A 15,384-nucleotide genomic window follows, 5' to 3' on the forward strand; every position below is an offset into this window, starting at 1 on the left:
GGATGCAACACAGGCGATACAGTTCGGCGGCAGTTGCCGGGGCCGGTGCATACAACTTTCTTTTACAGCCCCAGCTCATGAAAGGCAAGCCTGTACGCAGGGCTGTGCGTCAAACCAGTTCGGCCATGACCTGATTGGCGAGCAGGAGCCCCGAGTCGCTCAGGGCCAACAGGTCGCCGTGCCAGACGACGAGTTTTTGGGCCAGCAGTCGTTCCAGAACCGGGCCGTAGTAGCGGCGCAGATCCAGGGCAAAGCGTCGCTGCAAAGCGGCCGCCGAAATCCCCCGGATCATGCGCAGGCCCATGATCACCGTTTCCCGAAAGGCCGCCTCCCTATCCAGGCGTTCTCCCGCATCCCAGGCGGGCTGACCGCTGGCAGCGCGTTCCCGGTACCGCGTCAGGCCGGGCGGAATGGCAAAACGGCCGCCGCCAAAGGCTGAAACCGCGCCAGGCCCCAGGCCCAGATAGAAACCGTTTTCCCAGTAGTTGAGGTTGTGGCGGCACTGCAAGCCGGGCCGTGCGTAGTTGGAGATCTCGTAACGGGCCAGAGCGGTTCCTGCCATCAGCCTGCGCGTAATGGCCATCATCGCCAACACCTCGTCCTCCTCCGGCAGGCGGATGGCCCCGCGTTCCAGGGCCGCGGCCAGGGGCGTTCCCGCCTCCGGCGTCAGTTCGTACAGGGCGAGGTGCTGCGGCTCCAGGGCCAAAGCCGCCTCCAGACTGTGCTGCCAGTCGGCCGCACTCTGCCCCGGCAGGCCGTACATCAAATCCAGGCTGATATTGGCAAAGCCCGCGGCGCGGGCCATGGCCACGGCCTTTCCGGCCTCCGCCGCCGAATGGATGCGCCCCAGCCGCCGCAGTTCCGCATCGCAAAACGACTGTACGCCCACGGACAGGCGATTGAACCCGGCCTTCCTGAGCACCTGCAGCGCCGGGGCGCCTATGGTGCCAGGGTTGACTTCAACACTGATTTCCCTGTCTGCGGCACAGTTTAGGGCGGCGGTGCAGGCGTGCAGAAGACTGGCCAGCATTCCGGCCGGCAAAAGGGAGGGGGTGCCGCCGCCGAAAAAGACGCTGGCAAAGCGGAGTTCCCGAATCTCCGGCAAGCGGGCCACGGTGTGCAGCTGGGCCAGCACCGCCTTGAAATAGCAGGCAAAATCTCCGTCTCGCGGCGGCCTGGAGGAGAAGCCGCAGTAGGGACATTTGCGCTGGCAAAAGGGCACGTGCAGGTACAGCCCCGCGCGTTGCGCAAGCGGGGTATGCTCAGCCAAGGGATCCCAGGAGCCGGCCGCACTGGGCCCGGATCCCGCTCATCAGTCCGGCCTCGGCAAAGCTGAACACCGTGTCGCCCTCGCCCACGATGAGGTGATCCAAAAGGCTAATGTGCAGAAAGGAGCCCAAAAGATACAGATTCCGGGTCAGGGCCTTGTCCTGCTCGGAAGGCTTGAGCGCACCGGAGGGGTGGTTATGGGCAATGACCAGGGCGCTGGCGTTCAGGCGCAGGGCCTCTTTGACCAGTTCGCGGGGATAGATGGTGTTGACGTTGACCGTGCCCTCGGCCACCACTTCGCTGGTAATGACCGCATGGGCGGCATCCAGAAAAACCACGGTGAGCACTTCGTGCTTGAGGCCGCGCATGCTGTGGATGAGGAAATCCGCCACCTCGCGGGCCGAGCGCAGATACTGCCTGCCTACGATGCGCTGTTTGAGATAGCGGCGCGCCACGCCCTGAATGAAGCGCAGGGCAAAGATGTTTTTTCCGCCCATCCCCTTGATCTGCTGCAACTCCTGGGGCGCAGCGTCCAGCACGGCCGGCAGCGAGCCAAAACGGGCCAGCGCAGCCCGGGCCGCCTCCTTGCAGTCGGAGCGGGGGGTGCCGAAGCTGAGCAGCACCTCGATCACCTCGCTGTCGGTGAATGCCTCGATGCCCAGCTCCAGAAACTTGTCGCGCAGACGCTGACGGTGGCCTGCACCTTTGTTTTGCGGCTCTTCGCTCACTTGAGCGCCTTGCGGAGCAGCTCATTCGCCAGTTGGGGATTGGCCTTGCCGCGGGTTTTCTTCATGAGCTGGCCCACGAAAAAGCCCAGCACCTTGTCCTTGCCCTCCCTGAACTGCTGCGCCTGTTCCGGATTGGCGGCCACGATTTCCTGCACCATGGCCGCCAGCTCGCCCTCGTCACTCATCTGGGAGAGGCCCTTTTGCCGCACAATGACCTCCGGATCGCCGCCGCCCTGCAGCATATCGGCAAACACGCCCTTCGCGATCTTGCCGGAAATGGCGCCGCTCTCCACCATCCGCATCAGCTTGCCCAGGTCCTCCGGCCTGACCGGGCAGGCGGCCATCTCGTCCGCAGCCACTTCTCGCAAAAGCTCGGTGCCGATGAAGTTGGCGAGCCGCTTGGGCTGCTGGCATAGGGCATTCGCAGACTCGAAGAAATCCGCCAGCTCGCGGGAGGCACAGAGCAGATCCGCATCGTAATCGCCCAGATCGTAGTCCCGCATGAGCCGGTTTTTGCGGGCATCCGGCAGTTCCGGCAGGCTTCCTTGCATCTGGGCGATCAGCTCCTCCGACAACTGCACGGGCACCAGGTCCGGATCGGGAAAATAGCGGTAGTCGTGGGCCTCCTCCTTGCCGCGCATGGTCTCGGTGCGGTTCGTATCCGGGTTCCAGAGCCTTGTGTCCTGCACGACTGTGCCGCCGTCCAGGAGCAGATCGCGCTGGCGGCGCTCCTCGAACTCCAGGGCCAGTTGCACGTTGCGGAAGGAATTCATGTTCTTCAGTTCCGTGCGGGTGCCAAAGGCCTGTTGCCCAAGCGGCCTGAGCGAAATATTGGCATCGCAGCGAAAGCTGCCTTCCTGCATGTTGCCGTCGCAGATGTCCAGATAGCGCACAATGGCGTGCAGCTTCTTCAGGTAGGCCACCGCCTCCTCGGGCGAGCGCATGTCTGGCTCGCTCACGATTTCGAGCAGGGGCGTGCCGGCGCGGTTCAGGTCGACATAACTGACCTGTTCAAGTTCGTCATGCACCAGCTTGCCGGCGTCTTCCTCCATGTGAATACGGGTGATGCCGATGCGCTTGACCGTGCCTGCCACCTCGATGTCCAAAGCGCCGTGCTCACAGATGGGCAGCTCGAACTGGGAAATCTGGTAGCCCTTGGGCAGGTCGGGATAGAAGTAGTTTTTGCGGGCGAAGCGGTTGTCCCGGTTCAGGGTGGCATTCGTGGCCAGCCCCAGCCTGACCGCAAATTTCACCACCCTGCGGTTCAGAACCGGCAGGGATCCGGGCATGCCCAGACAGACCGGGCAGGTATGGGTGTTGGGCGGCGCGCCAAACTCGGTGGAGCAGGAGCAGAAGATCTTGCTGTTGGTCTTGAGCTGGGCATGCACCTCCAGCCCGATGACGGTTTCAAATTCCATGATATGCACCTGTGATGGGCGAATGCGCCCGGTTTATTGCGCCTTGTAGGTCAGGGCCGCCTGATCCCTTGCCACATTGTACAGCCAGATGGCCTGGACGCCGGCGGCCTCCGCTCCGCCGGGGCGGGGCATACCGCCGCCCGCAAAGGCCACCAGGGCCAGTTCGTCACCGTGGGGGAACACGGCCAGCGCGGGCCTGGGGCCGTTGCCCGAGTCGTAGAGGCGACCAAAGCCTGGCAGTCTGTCCGCGACTCTCCTGGAGAACAGTGCCTCGCCCTCGCCGGAAAAGAAGACCAGATCGCCCGGCCCAAAGTCCACCCAGCCGATATAGCGGTCGTTCTGCGCGTCATAGGCCAGGGAATGGAAATCCACGTTGTTGAGCGAGCGGAAGTCCAGCCACCTGCCTGTTTTCACACTGTAGCGGTACAGACAGCCTTCCCCACCGAAACTCACCACACTGACGATGTCCCGCCTACTGTCATAGGCCATGCCGCTGGCCCAGGAAAAACGCGGAAAATTGGGCGGCAGGTCGACCGTCTCGCTGGCCCCGTCATGCAGCTTTTTGATGTTCAACTGATCCTTGCCCAGCCTATAGAGCGTGCCGCCGTCCGGTGCAAGCGTCCACAGGCGGTCGCTGATGGGCGAAAGTTCCAGCGGGCCACTGTCGCTGTAGCGGGCGTCACGGGCCGCCTCCCTGTTCTCGACCGGCCCGGTCAGCGTCCAGGGCACGCGGCGGTACTGGCTGTCGGTCAGATAAAAGACGAAGTTGCGGGCCGGCCGCGTCACCGCAGGCCCGGCCAGGGTCAACTCTGGCCCAGGGGCATCTAGGGCGGCAATCGTGGTTTCCGCCGGAATGGTATAACTGCCGCGAAAGGCGTCCACTTTGCCGACGCCAAAGAGTTGGTCAAGCTGCCTGAGCAGCGCAGTGAACTCGATATTGTCGGTTTGACGGGCATAAGGCAGAGAAACACGGAAGGCCGGAACCTTGACATTGGCGGAAACTGCCGACGGCTGGTAACCGCCCACCAGAATTCCCGCAAGCGTCGTGCGTTCCGTGGCCGTCACCTGCCAAAGCACGGTTTCATAGCTGGAAAGCACAAGGAGCACCCGGGCGCCGGGCCGGTTCACCGTGACCCGCGCGGCCGTGCCCTTGTTGCCCACATTGGCCGGTTCATAGCCGGAAACCAAAATAATTTCCGCACCCGCAGCCAGTTCCCTGGGCGGCGTTTCGCGGGAAAGCGCCAACAGGCCGTCCTTGGTGCTGGGATATTCGGCCTGAACGGGTGCGCCAAAAACGAGCGCTTCGGCGGCTGGAGAGGGTGCCGCAGCCAGGGTCAACAGGCCTGCCAGCAGAATGCAAAGGCAGCGGTGCACAGTGGTTCCTCCGAATGTTTGCTGAAATGATGATAGGGGATGGCGTCACGGCTGGGCCAGCCGCTGCGAGCTTTCCTGAATCCAGGCGCGGATCTGCAGCAGTTCCCGGGGCCAGTCCCTGGAGATGCGGATGCCAATAAAGAGCCTGAAAAGGTCGAGCACCAGATCAGAGAGCAGCTCGAAGAGGGCGAGGCGCTCTAGCACGCGGGCCTCGAGGTCCTCCGGCCCCCTGCCCTCATCGGCCCGATCCACGATTTTGGGCAGGCGCACGTTGCGGAATTCAAAAGTCGCGGCTGTCAGGGTGACGCCGAATTCCTGCTCGTGCCACTCCAGCTTCAGGCGGGCCTGCTCCGGCTTTTTTGCCAGACTGAGACCTGCCCTGGCCTCTTTCAGTTCAGTCTGCAGGCCCCGGCAGATGACCTTTTCCTGCTCCTGGCCTTCCCCGTATTCAAGCAGCATGTGCTTCTCGAAGGTCACCGACACGTCGCCCCGGCCCGGCACCGCGACCGCGCCGCCGCGCTCTTCGGATTTGTACCAGAGCCAGGTCAGGAATTCCTGCCCCAGAAAACGCTTTTCTGTAATGAGATCGACAAGGTCCATAAGAAAATATTGCGTGAGGAAAAATCAGGAAGCAGGCGCCGGCGCTTCGTCCCTGTCCAGCGCCGCATGGATGGCCTCGGCCTCGTTCTGATAGCGGCTGGCCTCCTCCAGCTTGCCCTGCTGGGCGCAGAGCCAGCTCAGTTCGGAGAGCAACGCGACGATTGTCGGGTGCTCGCGCTCGTGAATGGCTTCGGTGATTTTCAGGCTTTTCCGGCAGCACTGCTCGGCCAGCGAAAACTCGCCGCAACTGATGCAGGCCTCGGCCAGGGCGGTCAGGCTGTCCGCCAGGAAGGGATGATCGGGGGACAGCGCCTTTTCCTGAATGGTCACCAATTTGCGGTAATAGGCCAGGGCATCCTGTTCCCGGCCAAAGCGCAGGGACAGGGTGGCCAGCTTTTCCAGAGCCGGGCAAAGTCTGGGGTCTAGCAGGCCCAACGTGGACTCCAGCATTTTGAAGCTGCGCTGATACAGGACATAGGCCTGCTCAAAGGTGCCCTGGCTCTCCTGCATTTCGCCGATCTGAAACCAGGCTGTGGCCATTTCCGGGTGATTGTTGCCCAGCTCAGTGCCCATGACGCTCATGGCACTTTTATAAAGCGGGCCGGCTTCATCCTGACGCCCAGCCTTCAGGCAGGTGTAGGCCAGATCACGCTGGGCCAGGGCCAGTTCCAGCGGATTGCAGCCGCCCGGGCGCTGGCGGATGAGGCGGAGCAGCGCAGCGCGCCACCGTCGCGCGTAATCATAGTGGCCCAGTTGATGGGCCAGATTGCCGGCCGTGCGCAGGTATTCGGGGTCGTCCGGGGCCAGGTGCAGAGCCCGGCAATAGCAGGTCAGGGCCTGAGCCAGATCAATGCGGAGTTCGGCCAAGCGCCCGCTCAAAAAGGCGGCCATGGCACTCCGGGTGCGGCCATGCTGCCTGTCCTGACTCCACTCATCCAGAAAATGCTCGGCCTCGCCGGGAAAGGCGCTGTGCAGCAGGGACTCTCTGATCTGTGCGGCCGGCGACCCGGGATCCCGGTCGGCCAGCTTGCCCAGAAAGGCAATGACCGCCTCATGGCAGGCAAGCTCTTCCTGATAGCTGGCCTCCAGACGGACCATGCGTTCGCCGGAAATGCGCACCTGCTGCTGGGCCAGACGGCGCTCCTGCGCGCCGCCGACCTTGTCTTCCAAAGACTCCAGCTTCAGCCGGCAGGTCACCGCCAGGGCATGCTGCCGGGCCAGAAACACTTCCCATAAAAGCACCGAACTGACCGAATCCGGGCGGGGCGGCCCTGCCACCTCGGGCTCGGAGAGCTCCGGGGGCGGCAGGGGCTCGGCCATCGGCTGGCCTCCCGCTGTCCCGCCCCCAATGGCAGGCCCATCCATCTGGGGCGCCGGACGGGCGGCGTGTTTCGAAGGCCGGGCCGCCTTGCGACGCAGACGCCGCCAGCCCAGTGCCGCTGCCAGCACCGCGATCGTCGCCAAAAACACCAGCCAGTTTGTGCCGTTCATGCCGATTTTTCCTGGTAGGCGCCAGCTTACAGAAAGACGGCGGGCTGCAGCTCGTTCAGACTGGCCCGGCCAGCCTCGTCCAGCATCCGCTCGCCGGTCAGCCAGGGCACCTGCAGCACCAGCCCGAGGCCAAAGCTCTCCCTGAACAGCTCTTCCAGCAGGGCCACGGCCTTCCTGCTGGTGCTGAAGAACAGGACAAGGCCATCGGCCACGTGCCAGCACAGGTCGCTGGTGGAGGGAATGGGCGGCGATTTGCGCAAAAGCTCCGCCTGAATGCGCTCGCGGATTTCCACCCGCGCCGCCTTGGCCAGGCGGGGAATCTGTTTTTCCTGCAGGATGCGCGCCTCCTCCTTCTGGCAGAATTTTTTGAGCACCGCAGGCGAAACCCGGCGTTCATCCATGCGCATGGTCAGGGCGACATAATCGCCGGCAGCATAGGAACTGCGGGCAAAAGCGGTGTCGAACATATTGGCCACCGACACCCAACCCACCGAAAACTCGTCCATGGTGTCGTCGATGTCGCGGAAACTGTGCTTTTCGATCTGCCCGGCGATGAAATCCCAGGGAGACTCGGGCAGTTCACCGCTGACCGCAAAGCGGGTGAAAGAGGCGGCTCCGGTTAAAAGTCCCATAATTCGGCTGCAAAAAGAAGGAAACAGATGACAACGAGCCGGACGGGGCCGACCCGCCGGTTCGCTGCACACGGCAAAGCCGTATTGTGCCGCAAATGCTCAGGCTTTGCCAGCAAAAACGTGCCCTGCCGGCAGAGCCGGGAAACCCGGCCTTTCCGGGCCGCCCAGAGCCAAAAGCCCCTCCAGCAGCACAAAGCGGCCCAGAGGGTGGACACGGCAGGGCAGGCAGGCCAGAAAAAGGGGATTTTCACACAGACCGCCGGAGAGATACAGCTCGGCCGGCGCGCCGGCAAAGCGCCAGGCATTCAGGGCAATGCCCCGCACGAAGCGGGCCACTGCTTCGGCTTCGCTGGCACCCCCAACCACGGCGTCAAAAATATGGCTCATGCCCAGAACGCCGCAGGTGACGGAAAAGCCGCTTTTCGGTACAGGCAGGGCCGCATAGTCCAGGTGGTAGTAATGGGCCAGCAGCTCGACGGTAAACCCCATGGATGCACCGCATTCCGTGTTCCAGCCCATGTCCGCCACCCGGCCGCCGGCAAAGCGGACAAACTTCAGATCGCGGCTGCCACAGTCCAGGAGCACGAAATCGCTGCCCGCTATCAACCGGGCTCCGCCCCTGGCCAGGGCTAGCAGTTCGTTGACCGCGCGCCCGCTGCGCTGGGCGGCATTGTGGCCGGTGCCCAGGTCGGCCCGAAAGCCTGCAGGCAGCGCGCGGCTGGCGACAACGTACGGCCCCTCGCCTTTTGCCGTATCCAGCACCTTGCAGTAGGTGGTGCCAAAATCAGCCAGCAGCATGGGCGCTGGCCTCGCTTGCGAGCGGCACTCCGGACAGGGCCAGAAAGGCCTCGATCTTGGCTTTGGCCGAATGGCTCGGGCCGACATCGCAGTCGATCACCAGAGCCCGTGGATGCTGCCGGCCCAGATGCCAGGCAAGCGCCGATTTGGCGCAAAAGGACTGGCTGAAAAAGACCGTGGGTAAATGGGGATCGACGTGGCGCTCCAGCTCCAGATCGGCGGGGGTCTTGTTCTCCATGCAGCGGGTCCAGCCAAACACGTGGGTTTGCGGCGGAAAAGGCCGCAGCAGAGTGAAGTCCCGCGGCGGCACGCCCCAGAAAGCGCAGAGGGGCGTGCAGGCCCTGCGGGCCTTGTGCGGGGCAGCGCTTTGCACGCTCCTGCTAATGCGGCCGAATTTTTCCATGAGCGGCATTTCAGCCTGACACAGGGGCCAGCCAAAGGGCATGGTATCCCGGTTTTCGGTGCACTCAACCGGAATGGGCAGGGTGTCGGCCAATACCCGGGCGATGTGGAGCGCTCCGTCGCACTTGCCGGGGCCGATATCGATGCAAATGCGGTCAAGCGAAAGCGTCATGCTGTTCAGCACCACGGTACGCAAAATGGCGCAATACACCCGGGGCACCAAAGCAGCGCTCCGGTCGAGCGAGGCCTGCGACAGCGGCTCGTCCAGGTCCACGATTTCCGCGCCCTCCCGGTTCAGCCGGGCAATCACCGCGAGGGGAGGCACTCCCACTATGCCAACCTTTTCCGGCATCAGAGATCCTCGCGGATCAGCAGCACAATGCCCGCAAGGCCCACTACGATGTGGACGCCTATGGCCGCTGCCAGCGGGTTGATATAGCTCTCCTTGGCCAAAGATTGCAGGGCCGCCCAGCCACCCCAGCAGAAAAAGGCCATACCGCAACTGACCGGCACGGCGAGGGACAGATCACGGCCCCAGCGGCGGTAGACTATCAGCAGGAGCGGCAGCCCCAGAAGGAGCAGGGGCAGGCCCAGGGTGGTGTAGGATATGCGGCCGAAAAATTCGGCCCAGGCCCGGTTGGTATCCTCTGGGGAGTGCTGATGTCTGGTGGCCTCGTACAGTTCCAGCAGGGAAAGCTCCATGGTGTGATAGGCCGGCACGAAAAAACTGGCCGGGGTTTCGGGAAACTGCTCTTGAAGCGCATAAAAGACTTCCGTACTGTACTGCTCGGGGCCGATCCGCTTCTGCTCCTGCCCCTGCACCAGAAGCCACTGTGCGCCGTTCCAGTTCACGATCCTTGAGGCGACAATCGAGTTCAGGTCAAAATTCGCATCCCAAGTACTGTAGGAAAAATACAGGAAGATATTCTGCTTGGGATCGGGCCGCTGAAAGGAGTAAAATCCTTCCTTGCCGCGATAGAAATAACGGCCGTTGCGGTAAATGCCCAGCGCCACCCGGCCCTGCACTTCCCTGTTCCAGATCTCGTTGGTAACGGACACGGTTCTGGGCAGCACCCACTGGGAGATGGCCAGAAAAACAAGCATGCACAGCATGCCGGCCACAACGATGGGCGCAACGACCTTGCCCAGCGGAATGCCGCAGGACTTAAGGGCAACCAGTTCGTTGCTGTGATTGAGCACCCCCAAGGTGATGACGCCGGCCAGCAGCACGCAAACCGGGCTCATCTGCTCGACGATAAAGGGAATGTTCAGCAGAAAGAATTTGAGGATCAGCCCGGTGGACTTGCCCTTCTCCAGAAAGTTGTCGATCTTCTCGAAGAAGTCGATGAGCATGTACAGGGCAATGAGCGCGGCAAGCAGCAGGCCCAGATTGCGCAGAAAATTCCTCAGGATATAACGGTTGAGCAGCAGCACGTTCGTCAGCGGGTGAAGGGTATGCGGAGCAAGGCGCAGGCCGGAAAAGAGACGGCATCGACTGGGCGGCAGACCAGATCCCGGCCGGCTTGCCGTCATCCGCCCCGGAGAGGGGGGCTTCTCAAGCCGTCCTTTCCGTGGTAATTTAGAGTGAGCTGTGGTTGAATAGTAAGAGCTTTCTGCCCGTTCCTGCACTGATTTTCCGTATCTTACTTCTTTTTTATGGCTTCTACCACCCCGAAACATCTGGAAAAGATCGCGCCGGCCACCGTTGTCACCCGTGCCGGCAAAGTCTCTGCCACGGCACGTCTGCAAGGTCTTTGGGCGCAGTTTCAGCGCAACGACACGGTGCTCATCCTCATCAACGCCGATCCGGACGCCATGGCCTCTGCCATGGCCCTGAAACGCCTTCTGAGCTACCGGGTGCAGAGCGTGACCATCGGCTACCCGAACGAGATCCGCCGGCTCAACAACCTCACCATGATGAAGCGGCTGAATCTGCCCATAGAGCGCCTGCACACCCTGGCTGGCCGGGAGTTCAGCAAACGGGTGCTGGTGGATTCCCAGCCGCCTCACCTGCCGGTGTTTGAAAAGATGAGCTTCACTGCCGTGATCGACCACCATCCGGTCACTACCGGATGGGATGCGCCCTTTATCGACATCCGGCCGGAATACGGGGCTGTCTCCTCCATGATGGTGGAATACCTGAAGGCCGCCAAAATCAAGATGTCCGCGTCGCTTGCCACCGCGCTCTACTATGGGGTCAAGGTGGATACCCAGAACTTCCAGCGCCAGACCGCACAGCCTGCCGAGGGCATCAGCTTCAGAACGCTGCTGGAAAGCGCCAACCTGGCTCTGGTCCGCAAATTCGAACTCGCCTCAACCAGGCGATCGGAGCTCAAGTACTTCCGCACCGCCCTGTCCGTCCTCAAGTACAGCAAGGGCAAGGCCTTTGCCCATCTGGGTTCGGTCAGCACGCCGGATATTCTGGTGATTATCGCCGATTTTTTCAACTACGTGGATGGCTACGACTGGGTGCTCATCTCCGGCAACATGGGCGACAAGCTGGTGGTGATCTTCCGCTGCGACGGCTACCGCAAAAATGCCGGCAAGCTGGCTCAGAAGATGTTCGCCCAGTACGGTTCCGCAGGCGGTCACCGGGAGGCGGCCAGGGCGGAAGTGTCCCTAAAGAGCCTGCCCCTGAAGCCTGGAAGCGAGTTTACCACCCAAACCCTCATGCGCCTGGCAAACGTCTCCGAAACAAGGGGGAGCGACAGCCCGGCGAAGTAAGGCGCTGCACAAAAGGCTGCGGCTACGCCACTCAGGGCCTGCATCCGGCCGGCCCCGGTTTTTGCGGCCGTGCGGCAAGCGGCAGAGGCCTTGCCGCCTTGTCTGCACGCGCTGCCCTGACACAGTCAGGCCGCACTGTTTCGGGCCCGATCTGCAAGGGGCCCCCGCGCCAGCCGCTCCACCCTGGCAATGGACGCCGCCAGCCTGGCTTCGGTGATGCGGCCCTCCTGCAACAGCTCCTCTATCGCGGCCACGCCTGCGGTCAAGGCTTCCGGCTGATCCTTGAGATTGTTGCCCACAAGGAGCAGGTCCGCACCCGCCAGCAGCGCCTGCTGCACCGCCTGGCGGTAACCGTACTCGTTCGCGATCGCGCCCATCTGCAGGTCATCGGTGCAGATGACGCCCCGAAAGCCCAGCCTCTCCCGCAAAAGTCCCTGCAGGATGGGCCGGGACAGGGTAGCGGGGCGGCCCGCCGGGTCCAGTTGGCGGAGGACCAGATGGGCGCTCATCACCGCATCCTGAAAGCCAGCGGCAATCAGGCGCTCATAGGGCGCGAGCTCATCCTCGCGCCAGCCGGAGCCGGCATCCACAAAGCCCAGATGCGTGTCCCCCCTGGCCCGGCCATGCCCTGGAAAATGCTTGAGGCAACAGGCAAGCCCCTGGGCGTGCAGAGCTCTGACCCAGAGTGCCGCATGGGCGGCCACGGTCTCCGCATCCGTGCCGAAACTGCGGCCAAGGCCGCCGATCACCGGACAGGGCGGGGAGCTGTCAATATCCACCACCGGCGCAAAATTGCAGGTAATGCCGCAATCGGCCAGCAGCGCAGCGCAGCGCTCGGCCGCCGCCCTGCTGGCCGCAAGACCCGCTGTCGCCACTTCCTTGGCACCCGGCTGGGGCGGAAAGCCGGCGGCCGGCTTCAGGCGGCAAACCCGGCCCCCTTCCTGGTCAATGCCGATGATGAGTCCGCCTCCGGCGGCGTCCTGCAAGTCTCTGGTCAGGCCCTTCAACTGCTCCGGCGAGCTGATGTTCTGCACCGAAGCGTCCACGTTCCTGTCAAAAAGCACGACACCGCCCAGGTGCTGCTGGAGTGCCTGGCAAAGCCAGTGGTCGGGCTTCAGCCGTTCACCCCGGAAGCCCAGCAAGAAAAGGCGGCCCAGTTCCAGCGTCATGACCCGCTCAGACTCAGCACCAGGGGGATGCAGTAGCGTGTGGGCTCTTCCTGCCGGGTGCGCCCCAGTTCCCAGCCCGTGCAACGGGCCTCCAGGAGGTGCTCCGTGCCGGCGACCAGGCCCCTGATGTTGATGACCGGGTGCCTGGCAAACACGTCGGGCAGGCCGGAGGTCAGGTTGCAGGCCAGGCATTTGCCGGGTCGCTGGAGCAGATCCAGAAAGAAGGTGAGCGTGCCGCTTTTCGCGTCATACGCGCCGTAGCGGAGCTTGATATTGTATGCGCCTTCCGTGGCGTCGCCAAAGAGCGCGTCGAAAAACTCGTCGCTCCGGCTCTCGGGAAAGAGGGTTTCCAGCACCCTGGCCTCGGCAAAAACGGTATCGGGATTTTTCATGCTTTTCCTCGTAAGTGGTTGGTAAACAGGCGCTCCCAAGGACAGCGGCGCGCTCCGGCATGGCACCAAAAGGACGCAGACACTGCCGCAGGCCTGCGCAAGGCGGCAGAGGATTGCCTGCTAGCCAGAGTCCACGAGTTTGCTCAGCCTGGCATAATCCAAATGCAATATTTTGCTGCCATGGCGGTCAAAGAGCACCTCAACCCGACCCGGAGCGGGCAGGCGGCTGATGGTGCCCGGCCCGAAGAAAGCGTGGCCCACTCGCATTCCGGGCAGGAGTTCACCGGGCGCCAGAGACGGCCCCAGGCGGCTTGAAGCGGCCGAAGCCGGCCCGGGTTCCGGAACGGCATCGGTCCTGGGAGCGCCCGCTCCGGCACGGGCAGGGCCCTGTTGCTCCACGGTGACGGTCTGATACAGCACCGGCTTCAGTTCGGCCACAAAGGACGACATGCCGGCATAGACCCGCTGACCGGAGTTGAACATTTCCCTGGGGAAACTTAAAAAGAGCCGCTTTTTGGCCCGGGTCGCGGCCACGTAAAAGAGCCGGCGTTCCTCTTCCCACTGCTCGCCCGGCGGCAGCACGTACTGGCCGGGGAAGCGCCCCACAGCCAGACCGATCACAAAAACCACCGTCCACTCCAGGCCCTTGGCCGAGTGAATGGTGGAAAGCACCAGCCTGTGCCCGCTCTCGCCCGCCGCCTCGCTCTCCGGCGGGTCGAGCGCGGTGTCGTCCACAAAGGCGCGCAGGTCGCCGTAGCCCGCTGCCAGCGCCTTGAGCTGGTCCAAATCGCGGCTGCGCTTGGGGTAGTCGTCAAAGTAGAGTTTCTCGAAAACCGGCTGATAATAGCCCATAACCGCATCAAAAAGTGCGGCCGGCGTCTGGCCCTCGCCCTGCAGGCTGGTCAGACAGGCCACGAGCTGCCGCAACTGCGCCTGCCAGGAACCGCGTCCCGGATAGCGGCCCAGCGCTGCCACCGGGTCGGCTTCCGCTGTGATGGCCCGCACGATCTTCTGGGCTGTTCTGGGACCGACCCTGTCCAGTTGCAGCAAAAGGCGGCTCCAGGAAAGCTCGTCTCTGGGGTTGACCGTGACCCGGAAAAAGGCGAGCACGTCTTTGGTGTGCGCGGATTCGGTGAGCTTCAGGCCGCCACGCTTTTCAAAGGTCAGACTCCGGCCCGCCAACTCGATCTCCAGCTTGAAGGAGTGGAAGGCCGAGCGGAAAAGCACCGCGATCTCGCTGGCCGGCAGCCCCCCTGCCACGAGTTGTTCCACCCGATCGGCCACGAAACGGGCCTCGGCGGCCTCGTTCGCACAGACAGCCAGTTCCGGCAGCACCCCGCCCTCGCTTTCGGTGAAAAGCGCCTTGTCGAAGTGTTCCTCGGCGTGGGCGATGATATCGTTGCTCAGCTCCAGAATGGGCCGGGTGGAGCGGTAATTCTGTTCCAGCAGCACCCGCCGCACACCGGGGAACTGCTTTTCAAAGCGCATGATATTGGCAAAATCCGCGCCGCGGAAGCTGTATATGGACTGGGCGTCGTCGCCAACCACCATCACGTTGCCGTGCCCGGCCAGGAGCCGCACGATTTCCGCCTGCAGGTGGTTGGTGTCCTGGTATTCGTCCACCAGGACATGCTGAAAGCGGGCGGAGAGCGCTGCCCTGGCCGCTTCGCACTCGGCCAGCAGGCGGTGCCAGTTGACCAGGAGGTCATCATAGTCCATGAGGCCGTGGTCGCGTTTGAATGCCGCATAATGACCGGCAATCTCCTGAAAATCGTCCAGAAATTCAACCAGGTGCATGGCGCCTGTCATGACCAGCTCTTCCAGGCTGGCGTTCTTGTTCACCGCGCCTGAAATCAGATTCAGGATCACGCGCTTTGATGGAAAGCGCTTGTCCGCGCCCGATTGGCCAAGAGAAGACTTGATGAGGTTGATGATGCCCTCGGCATCCGCCCGGTCTATGATGGAAAAGTTCGGTTCTATGTCCAGATAGCGGCCATATTGGCGCAAAAGCAGGTTTGCGGTGGCGTGGAAGGTGCCGCCCATGACCTGACGGCAGTTCGCGCCCGTCAACTGCGCCGCCCGCCAGAGCATGTTCTGCGCGGCCTTACGGGTAAAGGTCAGGAGCAGGATGGATTCCGGAGCTGCGCCGCCGGCCACCAGATAGGCCATGCGATGCACCAGCATGCGGGTCTTGCCGCTGCCCGCGCCCGCGATCACGAGCAGGGGCCCGCTGCCGTGCAGCACCGCCGCCCGCTGTGCTGGATTCAAACCTTCGAGAATGGCCTCGCCTGCAGGGAAAAGGGTGTCGTTCTGCATAATCAGTGCGCCCGCAGCCGCCGGTCCGGCTCGGGGCGGCTGCGCTGCCGCCCGCGCCTGACAGCGGACGG

General features: G+C 63.2%; 14 protein-coding genes. 1 reads left to right on the top strand and 13 read right to left on the bottom strand.

Annotation, left to right across the window (positions count from 1 at the left end; all coding sequences use genetic code 11):
• Nucleotides 1–109: 109 nt before the first annotated feature.
• From hemW to CAY53_RS00830, 10 genes are all read right to left on the bottom strand, one after another.
• Nucleotides 110–1,270 (bottom strand): radical SAM family heme chaperone HemW, encoded by a 1,161-nt coding sequence (gene hemW / locus CAY53_RS00785; protein WP_104935521.1) that lies wholly within the window; start codon nucleotides 1,268–1,270, stop codon nucleotides 110–112.
• On the bottom strand, nucleotides 1,263–1,997 hold the full coding sequence (radC, locus tag CAY53_RS00790; RefSeq protein ID WP_104935522.1) for a RadC family protein: 735 nt from the start codon (nucleotides 1,995–1,997) through the stop codon (nucleotides 1,263–1,265). Before radC ends, hemW begins: the two co-directional genes overlap by 8 nt.
• Nucleotides 1,994–3,415, bottom strand: coding sequence for an Asp-tRNA(Asn)/Glu-tRNA(Gln) amidotransferase subunit GatB (gatB, locus tag CAY53_RS00795; protein ID WP_181040332.1), 1,422 nt, complete (start codon nucleotides 3,413–3,415; stop codon nucleotides 1,994–1,996). Before gatB ends, radC begins: the two co-directional genes overlap by 4 nt.
• 33 nt (nucleotides 3,416–3,448) lie before the next feature.
• The gene (locus tag CAY53_RS00800) at nucleotides 3,449–4,789 is read right to left on the bottom strand and encodes a hypothetical protein (RefSeq protein ID WP_104935523.1); all 1,341 of its coding nucleotides are present in this window, start codon (nucleotides 4,787–4,789) and stop codon (nucleotides 3,449–3,451) included.
• Between the two features lie 45 nt (nucleotides 4,790–4,834).
• The gene (locus CAY53_RS00805) at nucleotides 4,835–5,389 is read right to left on the bottom strand and encodes a hypothetical protein (RefSeq protein WP_104935524.1); all 555 of its coding nucleotides are present in this window, start codon (nucleotides 5,387–5,389) and stop codon (nucleotides 4,835–4,837) included.
• Between the two features lie 24 nt (nucleotides 5,390–5,413).
• Nucleotides 5,414–6,880, bottom strand: a complete 1,467-nt coding sequence (locus CAY53_RS00810; protein WP_104935525.1) for a tetratricopeptide repeat protein — start codon at nucleotides 6,878–6,880, stop codon at nucleotides 5,414–5,416.
• A 26-nt stretch (nucleotides 6,881–6,906) separates the two neighbouring features.
• The gene (gene rdgC / locus CAY53_RS00815) at nucleotides 6,907–7,512 is read right to left on the bottom strand and encodes a recombination-associated protein RdgC (protein WP_104935526.1); all 606 of its coding nucleotides are present in this window, start codon (nucleotides 7,510–7,512) and stop codon (nucleotides 6,907–6,909) included.
• A 99-nt stretch (nucleotides 7,513–7,611) separates the two neighbouring features.
• Complete coding sequence (locus CAY53_RS00820) at nucleotides 7,612–8,310, bottom strand: ATPase (RefSeq protein ID WP_219842687.1); 699 nt, start codon at nucleotides 8,308–8,310, stop codon at nucleotides 7,612–7,614.
• Complete coding sequence (locus CAY53_RS00825; protein ID WP_104935527.1) at nucleotides 8,297–9,064, bottom strand: hypothetical protein; 768 nt, start codon at nucleotides 9,062–9,064, stop codon at nucleotides 8,297–8,299. Before CAY53_RS00825 ends, CAY53_RS00820 begins: the two co-directional genes overlap by 14 nt.
• Nucleotides 9,064–10,146 carry an LptF/LptG family permease gene (locus CAY53_RS00830; protein ID WP_104937378.1) on the bottom strand — a complete coding sequence of 361 codons (1,083 nt, stop codon included), beginning with the start codon at nucleotides 10,144–10,146 and terminating at the stop codon, nucleotides 9,064–9,066. Before CAY53_RS00830 ends, CAY53_RS00825 begins: the two co-directional genes overlap by 1 nt.
• 222 nt (nucleotides 10,147–10,368) lie before the next feature.
• On the opposite strand from CAY53_RS00830, the gene CAY53_RS00835 reads away from it, so the two are divergent.
• A complete protein-coding gene (locus tag CAY53_RS00835; RefSeq protein WP_104935528.1) occupies nucleotides 10,369–11,436 on the top strand; it encodes a DHH family phosphoesterase in 1,068 nt (355 codons plus the stop codon).
• Nucleotides 11,437–11,561: 125 nt separating this feature from the next.
• On the opposite strand, the gene CAY53_RS00840 is transcribed toward CAY53_RS00835, so the two are convergent.
• From CAY53_RS00840 to CAY53_RS00850, 3 genes are all read right to left on the bottom strand, one after another.
• Nucleotides 11,562–12,605 (bottom strand): glycoside hydrolase family 3 N-terminal domain-containing protein, encoded by a 1,044-nt coding sequence (locus CAY53_RS00840; protein ID WP_104935529.1) that lies wholly within the window; start codon nucleotides 12,603–12,605, stop codon nucleotides 11,562–11,564.
• Complete coding sequence (locus tag CAY53_RS00845) at nucleotides 12,602–12,997, bottom strand: pancreas/duodenum homeobox protein 1 (protein ID WP_104935530.1); 396 nt, start codon at nucleotides 12,995–12,997, stop codon at nucleotides 12,602–12,604. The genes CAY53_RS00840 and CAY53_RS00845 overlap by 4 nt, the downstream gene beginning before the upstream one ends.
• A 120-nt stretch (nucleotides 12,998–13,117) precedes the next feature.
• On the bottom strand, nucleotides 13,118–15,313 hold the full coding sequence (locus tag CAY53_RS00850; RefSeq protein WP_104935531.1) for an ATP-dependent helicase: 2,196 nt from the start codon (nucleotides 15,311–15,313) through the stop codon (nucleotides 13,118–13,120).
• Nucleotides 15,314–15,384: the final 71 nt, after the last annotated feature.

Origin of the sequence: Desulfobulbus oralis (assembly GCF_002952055.1) — a bacterium.
GTDB classification, from domain to species: Bacteria; Desulfobacterota; Desulfobulbia; order Desulfobulbales; family Desulfobulbaceae; genus Desulfobulbus; species Desulfobulbus oralis.

Bases quoted from the DNA above. Each gene is read 5' to 3' on its own strand.
- gatB (WP_181040332.1), bottom strand. From the start codon at position 3,415: ATGGAATTTGAAACCGTCATCGGGCTGGAGGTGCATGCCCAGCTCAAG.
- CAY53_RS00805 (WP_104935524.1), bottom strand. From the start codon at position 5,389: ATGGACCTTGTCGATCTCATTACAGAAAAGCGTTTTCTGGGGCAGGAA.
- CAY53_RS00810 (WP_104935525.1), bottom strand. From the start codon at position 6,880: ATGAACGGCACAAACTGGCTGGTGTTTTTGGCGACGATCGCGGTGCTG.
- rdgC (WP_104935526.1), bottom strand. From the start codon at position 7,512: ATGGGACTTTTAACCGGAGCCGCCTCTTTCACCCGCTTTGCGGTCAGC.
- CAY53_RS00820 (WP_219842687.1), bottom strand. From the start codon at position 8,310: ATGCTGCTGGCTGATTTTGGCACCACCTACTGCAAGGTGCTGGATACG.
- CAY53_RS00825 (WP_104935527.1), bottom strand. From the start codon at position 9,064: ATGCCGGAAAAGGTTGGCATAGTGGGAGTGCCTCCCCTCGCGGTGATT.
- CAY53_RS00835 (WP_104935528.1), top strand. From the start codon at position 10,369: ATGGCTTCTACCACCCCGAAACATCTGGAAAAGATCGCGCCGGCCACC.
- CAY53_RS00840 (WP_104935529.1), bottom strand. From the start codon at position 12,605: ATGACGCTGGAACTGGGCCGCCTTTTCTTGCTGGGCTTCCGGGGTGAA.
- CAY53_RS00845 (WP_104935530.1), bottom strand. From the start codon at position 12,997: ATGAAAAATCCCGATACCGTTTTTGCCGAGGCCAGGGTGCTGGAAACC.
- CAY53_RS00850 (WP_104935531.1), bottom strand. From the start codon at position 15,313: ATGCAGAACGACACCCTTTTCCCTGCAGGCGAGGCCATTCTCGAAGGT.